Below are 25761 nucleotides of genomic sequence, written 5' to 3'. Positions count from 1 at the left end.
CGGTGCCCGACCCGGTTAACCTGCCCTCAATTCGTGAACGTTCCGCAAATTCGCGGACTATTGTTTGAACGGACCGGCGTTTTGTGGCTCTCGATAAAGCCCTAGCGGCGGAACGGATAGGCGAGCTGCCCTGCGATTTCCTTCGGCATGGTGGCTTCGTCCTTGCCGTAATCCTGCGGCAGTTGCCCCTCGGGCATGCGGAAAGTGCCGAACAGCACGTCCCAGATCGGGAAGGTACCGGCAAAATTGGTGTCGCCGCCCTCTTCGAGCGAGGTGTGGTGCCAGCGGTGGAACACCGGCGTCGCCAGCAGATATTTGAACGGCCCGAAGGTCCAGTTCAGGTTGGCGTGCACGAAGGCCGAATGGAAGGTCGTGAACGGGGCAACCAGGATCATGACGTTCGGGGAAATGCCGGCCATCAGCAGCACGACGTCGACCCCGATCGAGCCGAGCACGAGATTAACGGGATGGAAGCGGGCGGCCGAAATCCAGCTGATCTCCTCCGAGGAGTGATGGATCGCGTGGTACTTCCAGAAGCCGCCGCCGTGGAACAGCCGGTGCAGCCAGTACAGCATGAAATCGGACAGGACCAGGAACAGCGCGGCCTGAACCCAGAGGGGCAACAGCGACAGCGGGCCGTGACCGTTGTCGTAGAAGGCGATGAGCTCGTCGGCATCATGGATGTTGAAGACAAGGCTCGCGCCGACGATCAGAAGTCCTATCCGCATGGTGCGTGCGAACACCGGAACGAAGAACCAGTAGCAGATGTCCGTGACGATCTCCCGCTTGCGCCACCAGGGCGCGCCGGGATTGCAGGCCCAGAAATGCTCGAGCACGGTGAAGACCATCGCGAGGACGAAGGTGACGGGGATCACCTTGGCGATGGTCTCGCCGAGCATCAGGGCGACTTGCATGGGCAGGCTCGACATCGTCGCCTCTCTTCCAAATGGCTGGTTTACGCGTACTCCGCTAAATTTAAGGACCGGTGAAGCCGGCACTGCGCTTGTTGCACATCGGGAACCGGAACGAATTGCAACCGCCGCCTTAAGGCGAAATTCACTCTGGCCAAAAGCACCGCTGAGCAAGGGGGTTTGCCCGATCGAATTAACTCTACCGAAAGAGCTCGCTCTCATGTTCATCCCGTCAAGTCCAGCGCCGAACGAGGCGATCCAACCCAGACGGAGTTTTGTTCATGAAGAACCTGATTGCGCGTTTCGCGAAGGATGAATCCGGCGCCACCGCCATCGAATACGGCCTGATCGCCGCCGGTATCGCACTGGCCATCATCACCGTCGTCAACAATCTCGGCACCACGCTGAACACCAAGTTCACCTCGATCAGCACCTCGCTGAAGTAAGCGACCGACGAACGACGGCAAAAGCCCCGGAGCTCCCGGGGCCTTTGTTTTTCAAGACGGCAAGTTCCAGTGGCGTTGCACGAGTACAGAACGGATGCCGCGGTCGCGGCGAACGAGGCGCAGGACGCTCGGACCGGCTCGCCGGCCTATTGGGTCTGCCTTGCGCTTCTGCTTGCGACGGCCGCGCTCGCCGCGCGCATTGCCAGCCTCTGGTGAGCGCGCAACCGGCGAGATCCGCCCCGCAAGACCGCATCGCCGTTGTCGGTTTATTTAGCACTGCGGGCTAGCATCCGGCGACGCCAGCTCCCAGGCAAACCCAGGCCTCAAGACGCAGCTCATGATCCTCGACCTTGCGCGCCTTCTGCTCTTCCCTGCCCTGATCGCGTTTGCCGCCGCGAGCGATCTCTTCACGATGACGATCTCGAACCGCGTGTCGCTGGCGCTGGTCGCCGGCTTCTTCGCGCTCGCGCTCGCCGGTGGCATGGCACCTTACGAGCTGCTGGGCCATGTCGGCGCAGGCGCGCTCGTCCTGGTCGCGGCCTTCACCTGTTTTGCGATGGGCTGGGTCGGCGGCGGCGACGCCAAGGTCGCGGCATCCGTCGCGCTCTGGTTCGGTTTCGCGCAGCTGATGAACTTCCTGCTCTATGCCTCGCTGTTCGGCGGGGCGCTGACGCTGCTCCTGCTCCAGTTCCGGCAATGGCCGCTGCCTTACGGGCTGGCGGGCCAGGCCTGGCTAGCACGGCTGCACGCCAAGGAGAGTGGCATTCCCTACGGTATCGCGCTCGCGATGAGCGCGCTGATGGTCTACCCGGAGACCGAATGGGTGAAGGCGATCGACCTTGCCCATCTCGCACTGCGCTGAACGCATCGGGTAAACCCGGCGTTAAGGCGATTTAGATACGCCTCATTAACCATGCTTTGACGAATAGCTGGTCAACTGCCGATTACGGCGGCGGCAGCGTCGCGGCGTTTAGTTGGAAAGTGAAGCGTATGAATAGGGCACGCATTGTCGTCCTGACGGTCGCCATCTGCGCCGGCGGCGTCGCCGCGTACCTGGCGAGCGGCTCGGACAATTCTGCGCCGCCTCCGGCGGTTCCGGTCGCGCAGCTTCCGACCGTCGACGTGTTGGTGGCCAAGAACGACATCGGACTCGGCCAGACCGTCAAACCGGACGACGTGCAATGGCAGACCTGGCCGGCCGCGACCGCCAGCGCCACCTTCATCCGCCGCAACGAGCGTCCCGAGGGCGCGACCCAGGTGACCGGTTCGATCGCGCGTTCGCCCTTCATCCAGGGTGAGCCGATTCGCGACCAGAAGCTGGTCAAGGCCGAAGGCTCGGGCTTCATGGCGGCAATCCTTCCCACCGGCATGCGGGCGATCTCGACCGAGATCTCGCCCGAGAGCGGTGCAGGCGGCTTCATCCTGCCCAACGACCGCGTCGACGTGCTTCTGACACGCCGTCTCAAGAATCCGGACCAGAACAGCGGCGCTCCCGATCTCGTCACGTCCGAGATCATCCTGGCCAATATCCGCGTCCTCGCCATCGACCAGGCGCCGAAGGAGAAGGACGGCCAGAATGCGGTGGTCGGCAAGACCGTCACCCTCGAGCTCAACCCCGCGCAGACTGCGACGCTCTCCGCCGCGCGCCAGAGCGGCACGCTGACGCTGGCACTGCGCAGCATCGTCGACGTCAAGATGAGCGAAATCACGCTCGATGAATCCACGCAGAAGCGCGACGGCGTCTCGATCATCCGCTACGGCATTCCAAGTCAGACGGCGAAGACACGATGAGGACAGGCGATATGAAATGCAGGGCTGAGCTTGCGACGATGCGAACCTCAATGGTCCGCGCCCTGTCGTTTTCGGCCGCCTTCGCGCTGGCACTCAACCCGGTGTTGACCCCCGTGGTCGCCGCCGACTACCGGCCCGCGGCGCCGGTCGCGGCCGACGGCCAGATGAACGCGCGATTCCTCTCGCTCGGCATCGGCAAGTCCATCGTGATCGACCTTCCGCGCGACATCAAGGACGTGCTGGTCGCCGACCCCAAGATTGCCAATGCGGTGGTCCGCTCGGCGCAGCGCGCCTACATCATCGGCGCCGCGGTCGGGCAGACCAACATCGTGTTCTTCGATTCCGCCGGCCAGCAAATTGCGGCCTATGACATCGCGGTCAAGCGCGACCTCAACGGCGCGCGGGCCGCGCTGAAGCAGATCCTGCCCAATTCCGACATCCAGATCGACGGCCTCGGCGAAGGCATCGTGCTGACCGGCACTGCGGCGAACCCGTTGGAAGCGCAGCAGGCAAACGATGTCGCCGCGCGCCTCGCCGGCGGCGCCGACAAGGTCGTGAATTCGATCGTGGTCCGCGGCCGCGACCAGGTCATGCTCAAGGTGACGGTCGCGGAAGTCGCGCGCAACATCGTCAAGCAGCTCGGCATCGACCTTACCGCCAACCTCAACTACGGCACGTCCGTGGTGAGCTTCTCGAATTCCAACCCGTTTACCGCTCTCGGCAAGAATCTGGTGGACGGCAACAGTCTGACCACGAAGTTCGGCGCGACCCCGTCGGTGCAGGCTACCCTGCGCGCCATGGAGACCGCCGGCGTGATCCGGACGCTGGCCGAGCCGAACCTGACCGCGATCTCCGGCGAGTCGGCGACCTTCATCGCCGGCGGTGAATTCCCGGTGCCGGCGGGCTATGCGTGCGATCCCACGACGCATGTCTGTACCACCCAGATCAGCTTCAAGAAGTTCGGCATCTCGCTCAACTTCACCCCCGTCGTTCTGACCGAAGGCAAGATCAGCCTGCGGGTGATGACCGAGGTCTCGGAACTGTCGAACGAGAATGCGATCACACTGTCGCAGGCCGTGACCTCGACCTCGGTGAACTCGCTCACGGTGCCTTCGATCAAGACCCGCCGGGCCGAGACCTCGCTGGAGATTCCCTCCGGCGGCGCGATGGCGATGGCCGGCCTGATCCAGCAGCAGACCAAGCAGGCGATCAGCGGACTGCCGGGCCTGATGCAGCTGCCGGTCCTCGGCACGCTGTTCCGCAGCCGCGACTTCGTCAACAACGCGACCGAGCTGGTCGTGATCGTGACGCCCTATATCGTTCGCGCAGTGGCGCAAAAGGATCTGTCGCGGCCGGATGACGGCTTCTCGGCGCCTCCCGATCCGCAAGTCGAGCTGCTCGGCAACATCAACCGAATCTACGGCGTGCCTGGCCGGACCGAACCGGCCCGGAACTACCGCGGCACCTACGGCTTCATCACCGACTAAAGCGGAACGGGGACTTCGTTATGACCACAACACCACCCCAGATTCGCAGACGCGCCATCGGCTTCGGTGGCGCGCTCGTCGGCATCGCGCTCGCGCTCGGCGGCTGCCAGCACGACGAAGCGGTCACGGCATCCATTCCCGACAGCTACAAGCAGCGTCATCCGATCGCGATCGAGGAGCAGAACCGCTCGATCGTCGTCTTCGTCGGCCACGCCCGCGGCGGGTTGACCGCGGCGCAGCGCGCCGACGTGATGGGTGTGGCATCGTCCTGGCTGCACGAGGGCACCGGCGCCATCCATATCGACGTGCCGGCCGGTACGCCCAACGCGCGTCCGGTCGCCGAGTCGATGCATGAAATTCAGGCGATGCTGGCGGCGGCGGGGGTTCCGCCACGTGGCATCATCGCCCGCCCCTATCAGCCGGAAGACAAGCGCTTCCTGCCACCGATCCGGCTGACCTATTCCAAGATCGCCGCGGTCGCGGGCCCCTGCGGCCTGTGGCCGGATGACATCGGCCCCTCGATGAAGAACAAGGGCTGGTTCGAGAACAAGGAATACTACAATTACGGCTGCGCCTATCAGCGCAACCTCGCAGCCATGGTCGACAATCCCTCGGACCTCGAGCAGCCGCGTCCCGAAACGCCGTCCTACACGGCGCGGCGCACCGCTGCGTTCGAGAAATATCGCAAGGGCGTGCCGACGGCGGTTGCCTATCCGGAAGCCGACAGGGCCAAACTCAGCGATACCGGCAAATGATCAGCTACGCTCGTCAGACACCCGAAGAGCAGCCGGACGCGGCTCCCACGCCGGTCGAGGAGCATATTGCGCCTGCGCCGCGCGTCTCGGTCCAGGCCTTCTGCGAGACCGTGGAAACTGCTGCCGCGGTCCAGTCGGCCGGCGAGGATCGCCGTCTCGGCAAGGCCCACCTGAAGATCCAGATGGGCGGCATGGCCGCCGCGGTCGAAGCCTACCGCTCGGCGCCGACGCCGAACGTGATCGTGCTCGAGAGCGACGGGCGCAACGACCTCTTGGGCGGGCTCGACCACCTCGCAACCGTCTGCGACGCCGGCACGAGGGTCGTCGTGATCGGCCGCATCAACGACGTCACGCTCTACCGCGAGCTGGTGCGCCGCGGCGTCAGCGATTACGTGCTCGCGCCGGTCGGCGCGATCGACGTCGTGCGCTCGATCTGCAACCTGTTCTCGGCCCCCGAAGCCAAGGCGGTCGGCCGCATCATCGCGGTGGTCGGCGCCAAGGGCGGCGTCGGCGCTTCGACCATTTCCCACAACGTCGCCTGGGCGATCGCGCGCGATCTCGCGATGGACGCGGTCGTCGCCGACCTCGATCTCGCCTTCGGCACTGCCGGGCTCGACTACAACCAGGACCCGCCCCAGGGCATTGCCGACGCCGTGTTCTCGCCCGACCGCGTCGACACCGCCTTCATCGACCGCCTGCTGTCGAAATGCACCGACCACCTCAGCCTGCTGGCGGCGCCGGCCACGCTCGACCGGGTCTATGATTTCGGCACCGACGCCTTCGATGCCGTATTCGACACACTGCGCTCCACGATGCCCTGCATCGTGCTCGACGTTCCGCACCAATGGACCGGCTGGACCAAGCGCGCCCTGATCGGAGCCGACGACATTCTGATCGTGGCGGCGCCCGATCTCGCCAATTTGCGCAACACCAAGAACCTGTTCGATCTCCTGAAGGCCGCGCGCCCCAACGACAGGCCGCCGCTCTACTGCCTGAACCAGGTCGGCGTGCCAAAACGGCCCGAGATCGCCGCAGCGGAGTTCGCCAAGGCGATCGAGAGCCAGCCGGTCGTCTCGATCCCGTTCGAGCCGCAGATCTTCGGCTCGGCAGCCAATAACGGCCAGATGATCGCGGAGATCTCGGCCAACCACAAGTCGATCGAAATGTTCCTTCAGATCGCCCAGCGGCTGACCGGCCGCAGCGAGACGAAGAAGCAAAAGTCGTCCCTGCTTTCACCCCTGATTGAGAAGTTGCGGGGAAAATAGCCGCCGCATGGAGCTGTTAAGTGTTCGGTAAGCGTAGCGGAACAGACACCGACTCTCGGGCCCCGAAGCCCGGCGCCGTGGCGCCAGAGCCTATCCAGGCTCCGGCGCCCGCGGTGTCGCGCGCGCCGCCGCCCCCGGCCGTCGCCTCGCCGCCGCTTGCCCCGGCGAAGCCCGCGCCGACCATGGATGCCCGCCGCTCGGACAATTATTACGAAGTCAAGGCGACCATCTTCGGCGCGCTGATCGAAGCCATCGACCTTGCCCAGCTCGCCAAGCTCGATTCGGAATCCGCGCGCGAGGAAATCCGCGACATCGTCAACGAGATCATCGCGATCAAGAACATCGTGATGTCGATCGCCGAGCAGGAAGAGCTGCTCGACGACATCTGCAATGACGTCCTCGGCTACGGTCCGCTGGAGCCGCTGTTGTCACGCGACGACATCGCCGACATCATGGTCAACGGCGCCAACACCGTCTACATCGAGGTCGCCGGCAAGATCCAGCGCACCGGTATCCGCTTCCGCGACAACCAGCAGCTCCTCAACATCTGCCAGCGCATCGTCAGCCAGGTCGGCCGGCGCGTCGACGAATCCTCGCCGATCTGCGACGCGCGCCTTGCCGACGGATCCCGCGTCAACGCCATCGTGCCGCCGCTGTCGATCGACGGCCCCACGCTCACCATCCGCAAATTCAAGAAGGACAAGCTGACGCTCGATCAGCTCGTCAAGTTCGGCGCGATCTCGCCGGAGGGCGCCGAGATCCTCCAGATCATCGGCCGCGTCCGCTGCAACGTGCTGATCTCCGGCGGCACCGGCTCGGGCAAGACCACGCTGCTCAACTGCCTGACCAACTACATCGAGCACGACGAGCGCGTCATCACCTGCGAAGACGCCGCCGAACTCCAGCTTCAGCAGCCGCATGTGGTCCGGCTGGAAACCCGGCCGCCCAACATCGAGGGCGAGGGTCAGGTCACCATGCGCGAGCTGGTGCGCAACTGCCTGCGTATGCGCCCCGAACGCATCATCGTCGGCGAGGTCCGCGGACCCGAAGCGTTCGACCTGCTTCAGGCCATGAACACGGGCCATGACGGCTCGATGGGCACGCTGCACGCCAACAATCCGCGCGAGGCGCTGTCGCGCTGCGAATCCATGATCACGATGGGCGGCTTCTCCCTTCCGTCGCGAACAATTCGCGAGATGATCTGCGCCTCGATCGACGTCATCGTCCAGGCGGCGCGTCTGCGCGACGGCTCGCGCCGCATCACCCACATCACCGAGGTGATGGGCATGGAAGGCGACACCATCATCACGCAGGACATCTTCCTCTACGACATGGTCGGCGAAGACGCCAACGGCAAGATCATCGGCCGGCACCGCTCGACCGGCATCGGCCGTCCGAAGTTCTGGGAGCGCGCCCGCTATTACGGCGACGAGAAACGCCTTGCCGCTGCGCTCGACGCCGCGGAAGTCGCGCCGACGACGTGAGCAGGTCAGCACAGCCATGAACATGCAGGTCCTCGCCCTCGCCTTCCTCGCCACCGCCGCCGTCGGCGGCATCGCCTGGGTGTTCCTCTATCCGCTCCTGTCCGGAGAGCGAAAGGCGGAAGGTCGCCGCGCCTCGATCGCGCGCGCCGACGCACCCGCTGCCAAGCAGAGCGAGAAGAGCCAGCGTTCGCGCCGCGAGCAGGTCGAGAGCTCGCTCAAGGACCTCGAGGCACGGCGCCAGCAGGAGAAGAGCGTTCCGCTCAACGTCCGGCTGTCGCAGGCAGGGCTCGACTGGACGCCGCAGAAATTCTGGATCGTGTCCGCCGTCGTGGCGGGCGCGCTGTTCGCAGTCGCCATGTTTGTCGGCGGCGGCCTGCTCGGCGCCGCCGGCCTCGCCTTTGCCGGCGGCTTCGGCCTGCCGCGCTGGGCGCTTGGCTTCCTGAAGAAGCGTCGCGAAGCCAAATTCCTGAAGGCGCTGCCCGACGCGGTCGACGTGATCGTCCGCGGCATCAAGGCAGGCCTGCCGCTGTTCGAATCGATCAAGGTCGTCGCCGCCGACGCGCCGGAGCCGCTGCGCGGCGAGTTCCTCCAGATCATCGAGACGCAGGCGATCGGCATGCCGCTCGGCGAGGCCTGCTCGCGCCTCTACGATCGCATGCCGCTGCCGGAGGCCAATTTCTTCGGCATCGTCATCTCGATCCAGCAGAAATCAGGCGGCAATCTCTCCGAAGCGCTCGGCAACCTCTCCAAGGTGCTGCGCGACCGCAAGAAGATGAAGGAAAAGATCCAGGCGATGTCGATGGAAGCCAAGGCCTCGGCCGGCATCATCGGTTCGCTGCCGCCGATCGTGATGTTCCTCGTCTATCTCACGACGCCACATTACATCTCGATGCTGTGGACCCATCCTACCGGCCAGCTCATGCTGGTCTGCTGTGTCGTCTGGATGGGTATCGGCATCATGGTGATGAAGAAGATGATCAACTTCGATTTCTGACGGTGCAGTATGGTTGAGTTTCTCGTTTCGAAGCTACATGACGTCCGCTTCATGACCATGCTGCTGGCGGCCATCGCCGCCAGCGCCACCGTCTACACGCTGGTGATGCCGCTATTCGCCGGCGAGGGCCTCTCCAAGCGCATGAAGGCCGTGGCGAGCGAGCGTGAGCGCATCCGGCAGCGCGAGCGCGAACGCCTCCACAAGAGCGAAAAGGTCTCGCTGCGCCAGACGCCGAAGCAACTCGTCTCGAAGGTCGTCGAGGACTTCAACCTCACCAAATGGCTCGCGCAGGAAGCCGCGCGGGACAAGCTCATCATGGCGGGTTATCGCGGCCAGGCGCCTTACGTCACCTTCCTGTTTGCCCGCATGGTCGCCCCGATGGTGCTGTTCGTCGGGTCCGTCGTCTACGTGTTCCTGATTGCGCATATGCAGCAGTCGATACCGATCAAGATCGGCATCTGCGTCGGCGCGGCCTATCTCGGCCTTCAGGCGCCGATGCTGTTCCTCAGGAACGCGATCTCCAAGCGACAGCTCTCGATCAAGCGCGCCTTCCCCGATGCACTCGACCTTCTCCTGATCTGCATCGAATCCGGCATGTCGGTCGAGATGGCGTTCCGGAAGGTCGCAACCGAAATCGTGGGCCAGTCGATCGCGCTGTCGGAAGAGTTCACCCTGACCACGGCCGAGTTGTCCTATCTGCAGGATCGCAAGGTCGCCTATGAGAACCTGGCACGGCGCACCGGGCTCGAGGGCGTCAAGTCGGTCTGTCTCGCGCTCCAGCAGGCGGAGCGTTACGGCACCCCGCTCGGGCATTCCCTGCGCGTCATGGCGCAGGAAAATCGCGACATGCGCATGAACGAGGCCGAGAAGAAGGCTGCAGCCCTGCCGCCGAAGCTGACGGTGCCGATGATCCTGTTCTTCCTGCCCGTGCTGTTCGTCGTCATTCTCGGACCGACCGGCATCAAGATCTCCGAGATGCAATGACATAGAACGCGGGCCGCGCGCGGCTCGCGCCGGCGGCTCCACGATCGAGACGGTCAGGTGTGATCAGTCGGGCTGGCGGAGCGAGGCGACCGGAGTCCGCTTCGGCCCGCCACGCGGGGCGTCGCTGCGGGTCAGCATTTCCTTGAGATAGGCCACATTGGCCGCGGCCTGGTCGGGCGGCAGGTCCGCCTTCACGATGGTCTCGGCTTCGGCGAATCGGCCCTGGAGACCGACCACCAGACCGAGATTCTGACGCACCCGCGCGTTTGCGCGCGGCGAGGCGTAGGCCTGCCGAAGCGCGTCTTCTGCCTTCGGCAGATCTCTCGACAACATATAGGACAGGCCGAGATTGGAGAGCACGCCGGGATCGCCGGGCGCGATCTTCAGCGCACTCGCATAATACGAACGCGCTTCATCATGACGGCCCATCTGATCGAGCGCGGTCCCTTGCACCGAGAGCAGGCGCCAATCCGGGTTGTCGGGCGAATGCGCCTTCGACAACACGTCGAAGGCCTGTTGGAAATTGCCGTTGTCGGCGAGCGCACGGCCGTACATGGCGAGCAGCGCCTTGTTGCCGGGATTGGCAATGGTCGCCTGCTCGAGCACGGCGGCAGCCTGGGCGCGCTGACCGTTGGCGCGCAAGGCCTGGCCATAAGCGAGGGCCGCGTCGGCGTCCTTGGGATTGGCACGGTAGCGCTCGCCATAGACGTCGACGGCGCGTGCGGGATCGGCGGGAGCGGCCTCCGCATGCGGCCCGATCGAGCCCGTGACGTCGGACAGTTTTGACATCGCCGTGCAGCCGCCGAGGCCCATGGCCACCGCCGCGACCAGCGAGGTGGACGCAAGAAGCCGTGCAAGACTGAACCGTTGACGCATGACGCTTTGACTCTCGAGCCGATTGATCGAGCCGAACGCGCCAGCAATAGACTGTTAACCCTAACGGCCGGTTAACGCCGGATGGCCGCGCCTGTCATGGCGGCGTGCGCGGCGGCGACTCGCCGCGGAGCCCCGGATCGAGGCCGAGCACATTGTCCCGTGGCCGCGCTCACGTGAACGGCAGTTCCCAACATGGATACTGGCCTGCCCGATGATGCTCTCGCCCAGTCAATATTCGATGGCGAGCCGCTTGCGGATTTCGTCGATGCGCTTGTCGAGCGCATCGAAGCGCGCATGAACGGAACGGTCGTGGAGGTAGAGGACGTAGCCACCGGCAAGGAATGCGAAGATCCAATGATGGTGCTCGACATAGCCGAAAATCGCCTCGACGGCCTGGCCGATGAATGTGACCATGCTCCACACAGATTCCATTGCATTCCCTCCCCGGCGGCTTCGTCGTCGGCCGCCGGCGATCTGGCGCCTTGTGGCCGTTGCCGGAACCTAGCATGGCACCCCTGCTGCGAGTAGCGGCTCACCGGGCGGTGATAGCAAAGCCGATTGCGGCCGCCGCGAAACTCTGCGAAGTCTCGTCCGTTCGCATGACCCGTTTGATCTGACGATCCGGACCCGCCAATGCCTTCTGTCTTCGAGACGTCGTCCACCGCCACCCCGATCACCTTCGTCACCAAGTCGAGCTGGGATCAGGTCGCCGAGACGCTGCCGCCGGCGCAGCGTCAGTTCGCCGCAGCAAACGCCTTTGCCGCCAAGCCGGGCGGCTATCTCGCCCTGCCCGCGCCCGACGGCGCGATCGCGCAAGTGCTGTTCGGCATCGAGGACGCGGCCGCAAGATCGCGCGACCTGTTCCGGCCGGGCGCCCTGCCCGGACTGCTGCCGCCGGGCATCTATCGCTTCGCCAATGCACCGCACGATGCACGGCTCGCCGCACTCGCCTTCGCGCTCGGCAGCTACCGGTTCGCCCGCTACCGCAAGGCGGATCGCCCCGAGGTCCGCCTGGTGTCGCCCGACGGCGTCGACGCGGCCGAGATCGACCGCATGGCGGATGCCGCGATGCTGGCGCGCGACCTCATCAACACGCCGGCCAACGACATGGGGCCGGAGGAGCTGGCCGCAGCCGCGCAGGATCTCGCCGCCGAATTCGGCGCAAGCTTCGACTGCACCATCGGCGAGGATTTGAAAGCGAATTTTCCGCTGATCCATGCCGTCGGCATGGCCTCGGACCGCGCGCCGCGGCTGATCGACATCGGCTGGGGCGATCCGGCTCATCCCAGGGTGACGCTGGTCGGCAAGGGCGTCTGCTTCGATACCGGCGGCCTCGACCTGAAGCCGTCGAGCGGCATGCTGATCATGAAGAAGGACATGGGCGGCGCCGCCAACGTGCTGGCGCTGGCGCGGATGGTGATGGATGCGAAGCTGAAGCTGCGGCTGCGCGTGCTGATCCCGGCGGTCGAGAACGCGGTTGCCGGCAATGCCTTCCGCCCGCTCGACATCTTCACCTCGCGCAAGGGCATCACGGTCGAGATCGGCAATACCGACGCGGAAGGGCGCCTGGTGCTCGCCGACGCGCTGGCACTGGCCGACGAGGAAAGCCCCGACCTGCTGATCGATCTCGGCACGTTGACCGGCGCCGCACGCGTCGCGCTAGGGCCTGATTTACCGCCCTTTTACACCAATGATGAGACGCTTGCCGCCGACGTCGCGCGCTGCGCGGCGAAGGAGAACGATCCGTTGTGGCGCATGCCGCTGTGGCCGGCTTACGATGCGTGGCTGGACTCCAAGACCGCCACCATCACCAACGCGCCCTCGGGCGGCTTCGCCGGCTCGATCGTTTGCGCGCTGTTCCTGCAGCGCTTCGTCGAGCAGGCCAAGAGTTGGCTTCACGTGGATATTTATGGCTGGACGCCATCGGCAAAGCCGGCGCGTCCCGAGGGCGGCGAGTGCCAGGCCGCGCGCGCTATCTACACATTGCTGAGCGAGCGCTATGCATGATCCACGAAACGATCCTAGGCTGACACCGGCGCGGGGTGACATCGCCGCGAAATATCTCGAAGGCAAGGTGCCGGCCGATCGCTTCGTCACGGGCGAGGAGTTCGAGATAGTCGAGGCGATCGCGCCCATGCGCGAACAGCCGTCGTCGAACGCGATGCTGATGACGGAAGCGCTGCGCGGCGAACGGGTCACGGTCTACGATCGCAACGGCGAAGGCTGGGCCTGGGGGCAGCTTTCCGATGACGGCTATGTCGGCTGGCTGCCGGACGCGGCGCTCATGAAGCCCTCGGCCGCTCCGACCCACGTGGTCAGCGCGCTGCGGACGTTCGCCTTCCCCGGCCCCTCGATCAAGCTGCCACCGGCCGGCACGCTGCTGCTGGGATCGAAGATCGCGGTCGCGCGCGAGGACGGCAGTTTCGCCGTCACGCGCGACGGGGCATATCTGCCGAAGACCCATCTCGCCCCGCTCGATCATCGCGAGCCGGATTTCGTCGCAGTCGCCGAGCGCTTTGTCGGCACCCCCTATCTCTGGGGCGGCAAGAGCAGCCTCGGTATCGATTGCTCAGGTCTGGTCCAGATCTCGCTGACATCGGCGGGCATCGGCTGCCCGCGCGACAGCGACATGCAGCACGCTGGTCTCGGCCGCGCGCTGGAACCGCATGAGCGCAGCAAGCTGCAACGCGGTGACCTGATCTTCTGGAAAGGCCATGTCGCCATCGTCCGCGATGGCAGCACCATGGTTCACGCCAACGCGCATCACATGGCCACTGCGATCGAGCCGATCGGACCGGCGATCGCGCGGATCAAGCAGACAGGCAGCGAAATCATCGCGATCAAGCGGCTGTAGCGTGATGCCGCAGGATGGGTAAAGCGCAACGAAGTCCATCGTCCGCTCCACCCATCTCACCGTATGCCTCCTAGACTAGAATGCGTGCAAGTGCGGCAGGTTCAGCTTATTGCCGCCACCACCCATTTGGGGTGCATTCTCGACGCGCAGCGGCGGGGGCGGTTCGTAGTTCCGGCCGGGGCCTGTCGTCCATACGCCGCCACCGGCAACCTGCTCGAGCTCGCCTGCGGATAGCTCACACGTCGCTTGCGCGTCGATTGCACTGGATGTCATCTCTGCACTCCTGTCGCTGCCGCGAGACCGTCTCACGACCATGCGCACAGGATGTCGCAGCGATCGCTCAGCCGCCGTGATTGCGATCACGCAGGATCAGGTTGCGACCGACCCGTTCCCAGCCGTCTCCAGCCGGAACGCCGCCGCGAACAGCGCGCGCGTGTAATCGGTCTTCGGGTTCTTGAACAGCTCGGCCGCCTGGCCTTCCTCGACCACCTTGCCGCCGCGCATCACGATGAGATGGCTCGCAAGCGAAGCAACGACGCGCAGATCGTGCGAGATGAACATGTAGGTTAGCTCGCGCTTGCGCTGGAGCTCGCGCAGCAAGTCAACCATCTGCGCCTGGAACAACATGTCGAGCGCACTGGTCGGCTCGTCCAGCACGACGAAATCCGGCTCCAGCACCACGGCCCGCGCGATGCTGATGCGCTGGCGCTGCCCGCCCGAGAACTCGTGCGGATAGCGGTAGCGGGTGTCCGGCTTCATCCCGACATCCTCGAGCGCCTTGACGACGCGCGTCTCGCGCTCCTCGCGCGACAGCTTTGGCTGGTGCACGGAAAGACCTTCGGCGATGATGTCCGCGATCGACATGCGCGGGCTGAGCGAGCCGAACGGGTCCTGGAACACGATCTGCATGTCGCGCCGGAAGGGCCGCATCTCCTTGAAGCGAAGGCCCTGGATGTCCTTGCCCAGAAACACGATGCGTCCGTTCGAGGAGATCAGCCGCAGCAGTGCGAGCCCCAGCGTCGTCTTGCCCGAGCCGGATTCGCCGACGACACCGAGCGTCTCGCCCTTGCGCACGGCGAGGCTGACGCCGTCGACCGCCTTGATGTGGCCGACCGTCTTGCGCATCAGGCCGCGCTTGATCGGAAACCATACCTTCAGATCGTCGGCCGACATCACCACGGGCGCGTCCGGCTGCGGCGGCGCCGGATCCGGCTTCGGCTCCGCCGCGAGCAGGTCGCGCGTATAAGGGTGTTTCGGGGTCTTGAAGACCTGCTCGACCGGTCCCTGCTCGACGATCTCGCCGCCCTTCATGACGCAGACCTGGTCGGCGATGCGGCGCACGATGCCGAGATCGTGGGTGATGAAGAGCAGGCTCATGCCGAGCCGTGAGCGGATCTCGGCGAGTAGCGCCAGGATCTGCGCCTGCACGGTGACGTCGAGCGCGGTGGTCGGCTCGTCCGCGATCAGCAGGTCCGGCTCGTTGGCGAGCGCCATCGCGATCATCACGCGCTGGCGCTGGCCGCCGGAAAGCTGGTGCGGATAGCTGCTCAGCCGCGTCTCGGGCTCGGGAATGCCGACCTGCGTCAGCAGTTCCAGCGTCCGCTTGCGCGCCTGCGCATTGCTGGTCGGATTGTGCAGCTGGATGATCTCGCCGATCTGCGCCTCGATCGTGTGCAGCGGATTGAGCGAGGTCATCGGTTCCTGGAAGATGATGGAGATGTCGCTGCCGCGAATCTCCCGCATCTCTCGCTCGGACTGATCGATCAGCTCGCGTCCCTTGAAGCGGATGCTGCCCGAGGGATGCGACGCGTTGGGATAGGGCAGCAGTTTCAGGATCGAAAGCGCGCTGACCGACTTGCCGGAACCGGATTCGCCGACCAGCGCCACGCACTCGCCGCGCCTGATCTGGAACGAAACCTTGTCGACCGCGAGCGTGGTGGCGCCGCCCTGGTGGAAGGCTACCGAGAGGTCGCGCACGGCAAGCAGGGGCTGGTTGATCGCGTCCATCGACTTACCTGAAGGTCTTGCGCGGATCGAAGGCGTCGCGCACGGCTTCGCCGATGAAGATCAAAAGCGACAGCATGATCGCGACCGAGAAAAAGCCGGAGAAACCCAGCCAAGGCGCCTGCACGTTCGACTTGCCCTGCGACAGCAGCTCGCCGAGCGACGGCGAGCCGGGTGGCAATCCGAAGCCGAGGAAATCGAGGGCCGTGAGCGTCATGACCGACGAGGAGACGATGAACGGCAGGAACGTCATGGTCGCGACCATCGCGTTCGGCAGCAGATGCTTGAACATGATCACGGCGTTGGAAACCCCGAGTGCCCGCGCCGCCTGGATGTACTCGAAATTGCGCCCGCGCAGGAATTCCGCGCGCACGAGTCCGACCAGCGATACCCAGGAAAACAACAGCAGGATACCGAGCAGCACGAAGAAGCCCGGCACGAGCACTGACGACAGAATCAGCAGCAGATAGAGCGAAGGGATCGCGGTCCAGATCTCGATGAAACGCTGGAACAGCAGGTCGATCCAGCCGCCGAAATAGCCCTGCACCGCGCCGGCTGCGATGCCGACGACGGAGGAGACAATGGTCAGGCAGAGGCCGAACAGCACCGAAATGCGGAAACCGTAGATCAGCCGCGCCACCACGTCGCGGCCCTGGTCGTCGGTCCCGAGCCAGTTGTATTCGAGGTCGCGACAGCTCTTCAGGCCCTTCTTCTCGACGACCGGCTTGCACTGCGCTTCCGTCAGCATCCAGGTCGGCGCCGAGGGGGCCGGCGTGGGCAGATCGAGGTTGTGGGTGTCGTAGGAGTAGCGGATCAGCGGCCAGACGATGCTGCCGCCCTTGTCCTTGATCAGCTTCTGTAGATAGGGATCGCGGTAGTCGGCCGCGGTTTCGAAATCGCCGCCGAAAGTCGTCTCCGAATAGGTGACGAAGGCCGGCCAGTAGAGATGACCGTCATACTTCACCAGAAATGGCCGATCGTTTGCGATCAGCTCGGCGAACAGCGACACCACGAACAGGATCATGAAGATCCAGAGCGACCAGAAGCCGCGCCGGTTCGCCTTGAAGTTCTGCCAGCGCCGCCTGTTGAGCGGCGACGGCACGAACGGCTTGCGCGTGATCGGCACCGCATCGCCGAGCGGCGACTTCGCGGTGGTTTCGATCGGGGTGGGGGCGGTCAGCGTCATCAGACCTCCCGTGCCTCGAAATCGATCCGCGGATCGATCCACATGTAGGTCAGGTCAGAGATGAGGTTGACCACGAGGCCGACGAGCGAAAAGATGAAGAGCGTGCCGAACACCACGGGGTAGTCGCGGTTGAGTACGCTCTCGAAGCTGAGCAGCCCCAGTCCGTCCAGCGAGAAGATCGTCTCGATCAGAAGCGAGCCCGAGAAGAAGGCGTGAATGAAGGTGCTGGGAAAGCCCGCGATGACGATCAGCATCGCGTTGCGGAAGACGTGGCCATAGAGCACCCGGTTCTCGCTGCAGCCCTTCGCGCGCGCCGTCATCACGTACTGCTTGCGGATTTCGTCCAGGAACGAGTTCTTGGTCAGGAACGTCATGGTGGTGAACGCACCGAGCCCCATGGCGATCAGCGGCAGCGCCAAATGCCAGAAGTAATCGACGATCTTCCAGTACCAGGGAAACTGCGACCAGCCGTCGGAGGTCAGTCCGCGCAGCGGAAACCAGTTGAAGAACGAGCCTCCGGCAAACAGGATGATCAGGAGGATCGCGAACAGGAAGCCGGGTATGGCATAGCCGAGCACGAGCACGCTCGATGTCCAGGTGTCGAAGCGCGTGCCGTCCCTGACCGCCTTGCGGATGCCGAGCGGAATCGAGATCAGATAGGTCAGCAGCGTCAGCCAGATGCCGAGCGAGATCGAGACCGGCAACTTTTCCTTGACGAGCTGGAGCACGCTGACGTCGCGAAAATAGCTCTTGCCGAAGTCGAAGCGGGCGAAATTCCATACCATCAGCGCGAAGCGCTCCGGTGCCGGCTTGTCGAAGCCGAACTGCACCTCCAGCTTCTTGATGAAATCGGGGTCAAGTCCCTGCGCACCGCGATATTTCGAGTTGATGGCATCGCCGCCGGCCCCTAACTGCCCCGGGGCGCGCTGCGCAAAGTCGCTGCCGCCCGAAATGCGCGAGCTGCCGCCGGTGTCGGCACCGGAGAGTTGCGCGATCACGCGCTCGACCGGGCCGCCCGGCGCGAACTGCACAACGACAAAGGAGACGAAGAGGATCCCGAGCAAGGTCGGGATCATCAGGAGAATGCGGCGGGCGATATAGGCGCTCATGGCTATTTTGCCTGCTCGAGCTTGGCGACCTTGGCGGGGTCGGACCACCAGATATCGGGGGCGCCGACGCCATTGGCGTAGCGCGGTAGCTTTTGCGGATGACCGAACTGATCCCAGTAAGCAAGCCGGTGCGTCTTGTTATACCATTGCGGCACCCAATAGCGGCCGGCGCGAAACAGTCGGTCAAAGGCACGGCAGGCGACAGTCAATTCCTCGCGGTTGTCGGCCGCCATGATCTTCTCGATCATGGCATCGATGGCAGGGCTGGCGACGCCAGCGAGATTGTACGAGCCCTTGGTTGCGGCGACCTGCGAAGAAAAGAACGCGCGCATGGCATCGCCCGGAGTCGCCGACATGCTGAAGCGCTGGATCGTCATGTCGAAGTCGAAATCTTCCTGGCGCGCCTTGTGTTGCACGGCATCGACCAGGCGCACGCTCGCTTCGATCCCGAGCGTCGCAAGATTCTTGATGTAGGGCGCATGGTGCGGCTGGAACGAAGCCTCGTCCAACAGGAATTCGATCCTGAAGATCTCGCCGTTCGGCAGCACCCTCTTGCCGTCCTTGATCGGCAGGCCGGCCTCGCTCAGCAATTGCTGCGCCTTGCGCAGCAGGCTGCGGTCCTGACCGGAGCCGTCCGAGACCGGCGGCGTGAACGGTGCGGCGAACACCTCGTCGGGAACCCGGCCGCGAAAAGGCTCCAGCAGCTTGAGCTCCTCCGGTGACGGCGGCCCGTCGCTCGCCATGAGGTCCGAATTCTGGAACGGCGACACCGTACGGGCATAGGCACCGTACATGATGGTCTTGTTGGTCCACTCGAAGTCGAAGGCATCGATCAGGGCCTCGCGTACGCGAGGATCCCTGAATTTGTCACGCCGCGTGTTGATGAACCAGCCTTGCGCACCGGACGGCGTGTCGTCGGGCACGACCTCCATCTTGACGCGACCATCCTTCGCGGCGGGGAAGTCATAGCGCGTCGCCCAGATGCGGGAGGTGAACTCCTCGCGGTAGAGATAATTCTTGCCGGTGAACCCCTCGAAGGCGACATCGCGGTCGCGATAGAATTCGTAGCGCACGACGTCGAAATTGTAGCTGCCGCGACAAGGCGGCAGGCCGGCGGCCCACCAGTCCTTCACCCGCTCGAACTCGATGTAGCGATTGACCTCGAACTTGCCGACCTTGTACGGACCCGAGCCCAGCGGGATCTCCAGAGACGTTTCGTCGAACGGCCGGGACGCATAATACGCTTTCGAGAAGATCGGCAGGCTCGCCACATAGAGCGGAACGTCACGTGCTCGCCCCTTGGCGAAGGTCACGACAAGCGTCGCATCGTCGATCGCTTCCGCGCTGACCATGTCGCGCAGCTGCACGATGATCAGCGGATGGCCCTTGGTCTTCAGTGCGGTCAGCGAAAACGCAGCATCGTGCGCAGTGAGCTTGGCGCCGTCGTGGAATTTCGCCTCGGGCCGCATCGTGAAGCGATAGACCAGCCTGTCCGGCGATATCCGCACGGATCTGGCGGCAAGCCCGTACATCGCGTCCGGCTCGTCATTCGCGCGCAGCATCAGCGGCGCAAACGTCATGTCCATGCCTTGCGCGCCATCCCCTTTCAGGATGAAGGCGTTGAGCGAGTTGAAGGTCTGATAGGACTGATTATACGCGCGCACGGAAGGAATCAGCGAGAACGTGCCCCCCTTCGGCGCGTCGAGATTGACATAGTCGAAATGGCGGAAGTCGGCCGGGTACTTGAGATCGCCGAACGCCGAGATGCCGTGCGCCTCGGTCTCCGCTTCCGACGCCGCCGCGCTGCGCAACAGCGGCGCGCCAAGGGACGCACCGAGGGCACCGCCGACACCGAAGGACAGCACATGGCGGCGTGACATCTGCGTCATGCGGGGGATGTCCTTCACGACTTCTTTGCGATCCGCGCCGCCTTGTCCGCGTCGTACCACCAGATGAACGGGAAGCCGGACTGGCCGTATTTGGGCAACTCCGCCGGCCGACCGAAACGATCCCAGCGGGCGGTGCGGACCTTCGAATAGGTCCATTGCGGCACGACGTAATGGTTCCACAGCAGCACGCGGTCGAGCGCCTTGGTTGCCGCGACGAGATCGTCGCGCCCCGTGGCGTAGATCACCCGCTCGACCAGTTTGTCGATCGCCGGATTCTTGATGCCGGCAATGTTGCGCGACCCCGGGATGTCGGCCGACTTCGACGACCAGAATTCGCGCTGCTCATTGCCCGGCGACTGCGACTCGCCCCAGGAATTAGTGACGATGTCGAAATCCCACTCGCGGGTCCTGTTCTCGTATTGAGTCGGGTCGACCGTCCGCACGCTGACAGCGATGCCGAGCCGTTCCAGCGACGGCTTGTAGAACAGCGTGATCCGCTCGAAGCTCGGATCCGAGTTCAGCAACTCCAGGGAGAACTGAGCGCCGGTCTTGACGTCGACCAGCTTGCGGTCGCGCACCTCGTAGCCGGCTTCCTTGAACAGGCGCAGCGCCTCACGCAGATTGTCGCGCACGGCTTCCGGACTGCCGCCGACCGGATTGGTGTAGGCCGTCGTGAAGACTTCGGGCGGGACCTCGGCGCGGACGGTCTCGAGGATCTCTAGCTCCTTGCCCTGCGGCAAGCCGGTCGCCATGAGCTCGTCGATGCCGTCGAAATAACTGCTGATGCGCTTGTACTGGCCGTAGAAGATCTGCTTGTTCATTTCCTCGAAATCGAACGCACAGTTGAGCGCACGACGCGCGCGAGGATCCTTGAACTTGGCGCGGCGCAGGTTGGGCACGAAAGCCTGCATGACGCCCGAGCTGCGATTGGCGAACTCCTCGAGGATCACGCGCTTTTCGCTCACGGCCGGGAAGTCGTAGGCCGTCGCCCAGTTCTTTGCGCTGTTCTCGGTGCGCCAGTCCACCTGATCGGCCTTGAAAGCCTCGATCGCGACGGTGGCATCGCGGAAATACTCGTAGCGCATCTCGTCGAAATTGTTGCGGCCCACATTGGCGGCGAAGTCGCGCCCCCAATAATCCTTGACGCGCTCCAGCGCGATCGACCGTCCGGCAACGAATTCCTTGACCCTGTAGGGACCCGAACCCAGCGGCACTTCAAGCGTGGTGGCGGAGACATCCCGCTTGCGGCCCTGCGCGTCCGTCCCCTCCCACCAATGCTTCGGCAAGACCGTGAGCTGCCCGACGATCTGCGGCAGTTCGCGATTGCCCGGCGCATCGAACACGAACTTCACCTCGCGCTCGCCGACCTTCTCGGCCTTCACCACATGGCTGTAGTACGCCGAGTACATCGGGTGGTGCTTCTTGAAGGAATCGAGCGAGAAGATCACGTCGTCCGGGGTGACCGGCTGGCCGTCGTGCCATTTGGCCTGCGGCCGCAAACGATAGGTGACGAAGGAGAAATCAGCGGGGTGGCTGACGGCCTCGGCCAGCGCGCCATATTCGGTCGAAACTTCGTCGAGCGAGGGTGTCAGAAGCGTTTCGTAGATGAACGCCACGGCACCGGCGACCTGCCCCTTCACACCCGAAACGACGATGTTGAAATTGTCGAAGGTGCCGACGGCGATCTGGCGCGCGACGCCGCCTTTGGGCGCTTCCGGATTGACGTAGTCGAAGCGCTTGAAGTCGGCGGGGTACTTGACCTTTCCGAATAGCGACAGCGCGTGGCGCCATGGGAGTTCGCTCGCCGGCTGCGCCTGCGCCGATCCAACAACGGGAACACCGAGGGCGGGAAGCGCTGCGGCAGCAGTGCCGGTGAGCAGGAGATCGCGTCGGGTAATGGCCAAATCAACATTCCTGTCTTGAAGGAGGCTACTCCTTTAAGGTCCCAATATAGGCGAGGTTTCGACGGAATATGTTGCTTTTTCCTCATCTTGGAAGCCCGGCCGCTCCATCCAATGCGGCCAAACGCCCCGATAACGTCACCGCGAGGCCCGGATATGAAAACGGCCAGGCTTTTCAGCCTGGCCGCATAGTCCAACTCAATGCCGAGAAACCTACTTTGCCGCGGTCGGCAGCGGCTTCGGGCTGTCGGAGAGACTGTTCAGGTAAGCGATCACGTCGGCACGCTCGCTATCCTTCGGGATGCCGGCAAAGCCCATCGCAGTGCCAGGGACAGCCGCCTTGGGATTTGCGATGAACTTGTTGAGCGCATCGAAATCCCAGGTGCCGCCCTTGCTCTTCATCGCGGCCGAGAAGTTGAAGCCGCCACGGCCCTCGCCGACATGGTCGCCGACGACGCCAAAGAGGTTCGGACCAACGCGATTCGGGCCGCCCTTCTCGAAGGTATGGCAAGCGCCGCACTTCTTGGCGGCGGAGGCGCCCTTTTCGACCGAGGCGGTCTGGAGCAGCTTCTCGATCGGCTCGGAGGCTGCGGCAGGAGCGCCGCCTTCCTTGCCGTGGCCGGCGTCTTCCTTCACGGCGATCTCGAAGCCCGGCTTTTCCGGCATCTTGGGCGAGAACAGCGCACTCGCGGTGAAGCTCGTCACCAGCAGAATCAGACAGGTGCCGAGCACGGCACCGAGAATCTTGTTCAGTTCGAAAGAGTCCATTTCCGGCCAGGCCCCACACCGCAAGAAGGAACAGCGGCCGAACGGCCGCCAGGACGAGCCTCGGGAGAATCAAACATTCCTTATTGTTTCCCCGAGTTTTGCCATTGAGATATCGGTTTGCCCGGGGTCTGGCAACCCGTATAAGCGAGCGGGCTTCAGGCCCGTCCCCACCCCATTTCTCGGCGCGGAAAACGCCCCGTTTCCAGGCCCTTGACCCGATGACCGATCCCCGCATCCTGGTGCTGATCCCGGCCCGCATGGCCGCCACCCGCCTGCCCGGCAAGCCGCTCGCCGATATCGCGGGATTGCCGATGATCGTGCACGTGATGCGCCGCGCCGAAGCCGCCCGAATCGGCCGGGTGGCGGTCGCAACCGACACGGCCGAGATCGCCTCGGTCGTCACTGCCCATGGCGGCGAGGCCGTGATGACACGCCCGGAGCACCCCTCCGGCTCCGACCGTATCCACGAGGCCATGCAGAAGCTCGATCCGGACGGCAAGGCCGAGATCGTGGTCAATCTCCAGGGCGATTTCCCGACCATTACGATCGACAACATCCGCGAGGTGCTGCCGCCGCTGCAGGATCCGGCCGTGGACATCGCGACGCTGGCCTCGCAGATCCACACCCAGGAGGAGGACCTCGCACCGAGCGTCGTGAAGGCGATCGGGACCTCGCTCGGTGGCAGGCGCATGCGCGCACTTTATTTCACCCGCGCCACGGCGCCGACCGGCGACGGACCGCGTTACCACCATATCGGCCTCTACGCCTACCGCCGCGCCGCGCTGGAGCGCTACGTCTCGCTGCCGCCCTCGCCGCTGGAATTACAGGAGAAGCTCGAGCAGCTCCGGGCCCTGGAAGCCGGAATGCGCATCGACTTTACCATCGTCGATACCGTGCCCCGCGGGGTCGACACGCCGGCGGACCTTGAGACCGCGCGCAGCATCCTTTCCAAATCCTGAGCCGCTGTTACAAAGCCGAGCATGAGCAAGATGAAAATCGCATTCCAGGGTGAGCCTGGGGCCAATTCCCACATCGCTATCGTCGAAGCCTATCCCGACGCCGAGCCGATGCCCTGCGCCACCTTCGAAGACGCGCTGTCGGCGATCTCTTCGGGCGAGGCCGATCTCGGCATGATCCCGATCGAGAATTCGGTCGCGGGCCGCGTCGCCGACATCCATCATCTACTGCCGGCCTCCGGCCTCTTCATCATCGGCGAATGGTTCTTGCCGGTCCGGCACCAGCTGATGGCGGTGAAGGGGACCAAGCTCGAGGACATCAAGAGCGTCGAGAGCCATGTGCATGCGCTCGGCCAGTGCCGCCGCATCATCCGCAAGCTCGGCATCAAGCCGATCGTGCACGCCGACACCGCAGGCAGCGCCCGCGACATCTCCGAGCGCAACAACAAGACCGTCGCCGCGATCGCCTCGCGCCTCGCCGCACAGATCTACGGCCTCGACATCCTCGCCGAGGATATCGAGGACGAGGCGCACAACACCACGCGCTTCGTGGTGCTGGCGCGCGAACCGAAATGGGCCGCGCAAGGCTCAGGTCCGCTGGTCACGACTTTCGTGTTCCGGGTGCGCAATTTGCCGGCCGCGCTCTACAAGGCGCTCGGCGGCTTTGCCACCAACGGCGTCAACATGACCAAGCTCGAGAGCTACATGGTCGACGGCAATTTCTTCGCCACGCAGTTTTACGCCGATGTCGACGGCCACCCCGAGGACAAGGGCCTCGCCTTCGCCATCGAGGAACTGAAATTCTTCTCGCGCGAATTCCGCATCGTCGGCGTGTATCCGGGGCATCCATTCCGCGCGACATTCAGCGAGACGCAGCAGGATTGAAATCGTGTCCCGGACGCGCGGAGCGCGAGCCGGGATCCAGAAGCTCCAATGGGCCCCGGCTCTGCAGCGCACCGCTGAAGGGCGATGCGTCCGGGGCACGATAGTGTTTACGCGGCCGCTCTGAGCCCGAACGCCTCGGCCAGCAGCGAATACGACCTCTTTCGCGCGTCGTGGTCGTAGACCGCCGTGATCACCATCAACTCGTCCGGCTTGCTGGCATCGATCAATGGCTGAAGCTTTTTCTGCACCGTCACCGGATTGCCCACGAAGAGGCGCGAGCGGTTGCGCAGGATCGAGGTGCGCTCGGACGCCGTATAGGGATAGGCCGTCGCCTCCTCGACGCTCGGCAACGGCAGATACTGGCCGCGGTCGCGGCGCAGGCGGTTGAGATCGAACGAGGTGGCTAGCTTTTCGGCCTCCTCGTCGGTATCGGCAACGATAGCAGCGACCGCGAGAATCGCGCGCGGGCTCGCACTCCAGGCCGAGGGCTGGAAGCGATTGCGGTAATGCACCATCGCATCGATCGCGTCGTGGGACGCGAAATGATGGGCGAAGGCGAAGCCCATGCCGACTTGCGCCGCCAATTCCGAGGAATAATCGCTGGAGCCGAGCAGCCAGATCGGCGGCAACGGCGTGTCGTCGGGCATCGCGACGACGTTGTGGTAGGGATGCCCAGCAGGGAATTCGCGGGTCTGCCACAGGATCAATTCGTGCAGCCGCTCCAGGAAATCGTCGCCCTCGCGGCGATCGAGCCGGCTGCGAAGCGCGTACGCCGTGGCGCCATCGGTGCCGGGTGCGCGGCCAAGGCCAAGATCGATGCGGCCGGGAAACAGCGCCTCCAGCATCTTGAAACGCTCGGCCACGACCAACGGGGCGTGGTTGGGCAGCATCACGCCGCCCGAGCCGACGCGGATGTGCTTCGTCACCGCCGCGATCTGCCCGATCATCACGTCGGGCGCAGGGCTCGCGACGGAAGCGAGATTGTGGTGCTCGGCGAGCCAGTAGCGGACATAGCCGAGCCCGTCGACATGGCGCGCCAGATCGATGCTGTTGCGCAGCGCCGCGGCGGGCTTGGTGCCTGTGGTGACGACGGAGAGGTCGAGGACTGAGAGCGGGATCATCGCGCGTTAACGTAGTGGAGGGCAGCGCGGCGGCAATGGGCAGGCTGCGCAGATCTGACGTGCGGGCGGCAGGCCGGCTCGCCCTTAGCGAATGG

24 protein-coding genes are annotated in these 25761 nt (G+C 64.5%); 14 read left to right on the top strand and 10 right to left on the bottom strand.

The features are described 5' to 3' along the window. Nucleotides 1-101: 101 nt before the first annotated feature. The gene (locus OC450_RS16165) at nt 102-929 is read right to left on the bottom strand and encodes a sterol desaturase family protein (RefSeq protein WP_256805642.1); all 828 of its coding nucleotides are present in this window, start codon (nt 927-929) and stop codon (nt 102-104) included. A 263-nt stretch (nt 930-1192) separates the two neighbouring features. Between OC450_RS16165 and OC450_RS16160 the strand changes: the two genes are divergently transcribed. The 10 genes from OC450_RS16160 (at nt 1193) to OC450_RS16115 (ending at nt 10117) form a co-directional block, all read left to right on the top strand. Continuing rightward, nucleotides 1193-1357: a Flp family type IVb pilin gene (locus OC450_RS16160; protein ID WP_027544253.1), complete on the top strand. Its 165-nt coding sequence runs from the start codon at nt 1193-1195 to the stop codon at nt 1355-1357. 69 nt (nt 1358-1426) lie between these two features. Further along, nucleotides 1427-1573: a hypothetical protein gene (locus OC450_RS16155; RefSeq protein WP_211382069.1), complete on the top strand. Its 147-nt coding sequence runs from the start codon at nt 1427-1429 to the stop codon at nt 1571-1573. Between the two features lie 121 nt (nt 1574-1694). After that, on the top strand, nt 1695-2219 hold the full coding sequence (locus tag OC450_RS16150) for a prepilin peptidase (protein WP_211382068.1): 525 nt from the start codon (nt 1695-1697) through the stop codon (nt 2217-2219). Between the two features lie 128 nt (nt 2220-2347). Continuing rightward, nucleotides 2348-3148: a Flp pilus assembly protein CpaB gene (gene cpaB / locus OC450_RS16145; RefSeq protein ID WP_262048260.1), complete on the top strand. Its 801-nt coding sequence runs from the start codon at nt 2348-2350 to the stop codon at nt 3146-3148. Nucleotides 3149-3159: 11 nt separating this feature from the next. Then, nucleotides 3160-4635, top strand: coding sequence for a type II and III secretion system protein family protein (locus tag OC450_RS16140; RefSeq protein WP_256805641.1), 1476 nt, complete (start codon nt 3160-3162; stop codon nt 4633-4635). Between the two features lie 20 nt (nt 4636-4655). Next, on the top strand, nt 4656-5390 hold the full coding sequence (locus OC450_RS16135) for a CpaD family pilus assembly protein (protein ID WP_211382065.1): 735 nt from the start codon (nt 4656-4658) through the stop codon (nt 5388-5390). Continuing rightward, nucleotides 5387-6655 carry a CpaE family protein gene (locus OC450_RS16130; RefSeq protein ID WP_211382064.1) on the top strand — a complete coding sequence of 423 codons (1269 nt, stop codon included), beginning with the start codon at nt 5387-5389 and terminating at the stop codon, nt 6653-6655. The genes OC450_RS16135 and OC450_RS16130 overlap by 4 nt, the downstream gene beginning before the upstream one ends. Nucleotides 6656-6675: 20 nt before the next feature. Continuing rightward, nucleotides 6676-8139: a CpaF family protein gene (locus OC450_RS16125; RefSeq protein WP_211382063.1), complete on the top strand. Its 1464-nt coding sequence runs from the start codon at nt 6676-6678 to the stop codon at nt 8137-8139. Between the two features lie 16 nt (nt 8140-8155). Further along, nucleotides 8156-9133, top strand: coding sequence for a type II secretion system F family protein (locus tag OC450_RS16120; protein ID WP_211382062.1), 978 nt, complete (start codon nt 8156-8158; stop codon nt 9131-9133). A gap of 9 nt (nt 9134-9142) precedes the next feature. After that, entirely contained in the window at nt 9143-10117 is a 975-nt protein-coding gene (locus OC450_RS16115; protein ID WP_211382061.1) for a type II secretion system F family protein, read from the top strand. Nucleotides 10118-10180: 63 nt separating this feature from the next. Here the strand turns inward: OC450_RS16115 and OC450_RS16110 are convergent, their stop codons facing one another. Then, nucleotides 10181-10993 (bottom strand): tetratricopeptide repeat protein, encoded by an 813-nt coding sequence (locus OC450_RS16110; protein WP_211382060.1) that lies wholly within the window; start codon nt 10991-10993, stop codon nt 10181-10183. 228 nt (nt 10994-11221) lie between these two features. Continuing rightward, nucleotides 11222-11425 (bottom strand): hypothetical protein, encoded by a 204-nt coding sequence (locus OC450_RS16105; RefSeq protein WP_211382059.1) that lies wholly within the window; start codon nt 11423-11425, stop codon nt 11222-11224. Nucleotides 11426-11626: 201 nt separating this feature from the next. On the opposite strand from OC450_RS16105, the gene OC450_RS16100 reads away from it, so the two are divergent. Beyond that, on the top strand, nt 11627-13000 hold the full coding sequence (locus OC450_RS16100; protein ID WP_262048259.1) for a leucyl aminopeptidase family protein: 1374 nt from the start codon (nt 11627-11629) through the stop codon (nt 12998-13000). Continuing rightward, on the top strand, nt 12993-13847 hold the full coding sequence (locus OC450_RS16095) for a C40 family peptidase (protein ID WP_262048258.1): 855 nt from the start codon (nt 12993-12995) through the stop codon (nt 13845-13847). Before OC450_RS16100 ends, OC450_RS16095 begins: the two co-directional genes overlap by 8 nt. 369 nt (nt 13848-14216) lie before the next feature. On the opposite strand, the gene OC450_RS16090 is transcribed toward OC450_RS16095, so the two are convergent. From OC450_RS16090 to OC450_RS16065, 6 genes are all read right to left on the bottom strand, one after another. Beyond that, nucleotides 14217-15854, bottom strand: coding sequence for an ABC transporter ATP-binding protein (locus OC450_RS16090; protein ID WP_211382056.1), 1638 nt, complete (start codon nt 15852-15854; stop codon nt 14217-14219). A 4-nt stretch (nt 15855-15858) separates the two neighbouring features. Beyond that, nucleotides 15859-17037, bottom strand: a complete 1179-nt coding sequence (locus OC450_RS16085) for an ABC transporter permease (protein ID WP_211382055.1) — start codon at nt 17035-17037, stop codon at nt 15859-15861. Next, nucleotides 17037-18146, bottom strand: coding sequence for a microcin C ABC transporter permease YejB (locus tag OC450_RS16080; RefSeq protein ID WP_256805636.1), 1110 nt, complete (start codon nt 18144-18146; stop codon nt 17037-17039). The genes OC450_RS16085 and OC450_RS16080 overlap by 1 nt, the downstream gene beginning before the upstream one ends. 2 nt (nt 18147-18148) lie before the next feature. Then, nucleotides 18149-20035: an extracellular solute-binding protein gene (locus OC450_RS16075; RefSeq protein WP_262048257.1), complete on the bottom strand. Its 1887-nt coding sequence runs from the start codon at nt 20033-20035 to the stop codon at nt 18149-18151. Between the two features lie 14 nt (nt 20036-20049). Further along, complete coding sequence (locus tag OC450_RS16070) at nt 20050-21939, bottom strand: extracellular solute-binding protein (protein WP_262048256.1); 1890 nt, start codon at nt 21937-21939, stop codon at nt 20050-20052. 210 nt (nt 21940-22149) lie between these two features. Beyond that, the gene (locus tag OC450_RS16065; protein WP_211382051.1) at nt 22150-22704 is read right to left on the bottom strand and encodes a c-type cytochrome; all 555 of its coding nucleotides are present in this window, start codon (nt 22702-22704) and stop codon (nt 22150-22152) included. A 218-nt stretch (nt 22705-22922) separates the two neighbouring features. On the opposite strand from OC450_RS16065, the gene OC450_RS16060 reads away from it, so the two are divergent. Next, nucleotides 22923-23663 carry a 3-deoxy-manno-octulosonate cytidylyltransferase gene (locus tag OC450_RS16060; RefSeq protein ID WP_211382050.1) on the top strand — a complete coding sequence of 247 codons (741 nt, stop codon included), beginning with the start codon at nt 22923-22925 and terminating at the stop codon, nt 23661-23663. A 21-nt stretch (nt 23664-23684) separates the two neighbouring features. Beyond that, the gene (locus OC450_RS16055; protein ID WP_211382049.1) at nt 23685-24545 is read left to right on the top strand and encodes a prephenate dehydratase; all 861 of its coding nucleotides are present in this window, start codon (nt 23685-23687) and stop codon (nt 24543-24545) included. A 107-nt stretch (nt 24546-24652) separates the two neighbouring features. Here OC450_RS16055 and OC450_RS16050 read toward each other — a convergent pair whose 3' ends face one another. Beyond that, nucleotides 24653-25666, bottom strand: coding sequence for an LLM class flavin-dependent oxidoreductase (locus tag OC450_RS16050; RefSeq protein WP_211382048.1), 1014 nt, complete (start codon nt 25664-25666; stop codon nt 24653-24655). Nucleotides 25667-25761 lie beyond the last annotated feature (95 nt).

The organism is Bradyrhizobium sp. Bra78 (assembly GCF_024519855.1).
Classification (GTDB): domain Bacteria; phylum Pseudomonadota; class Alphaproteobacteria; order Rhizobiales; family Xanthobacteraceae; genus Bradyrhizobium; species Bradyrhizobium japonicum_G.
This window is presented reverse-complemented; position numbering and strand designations above follow the sequence as displayed.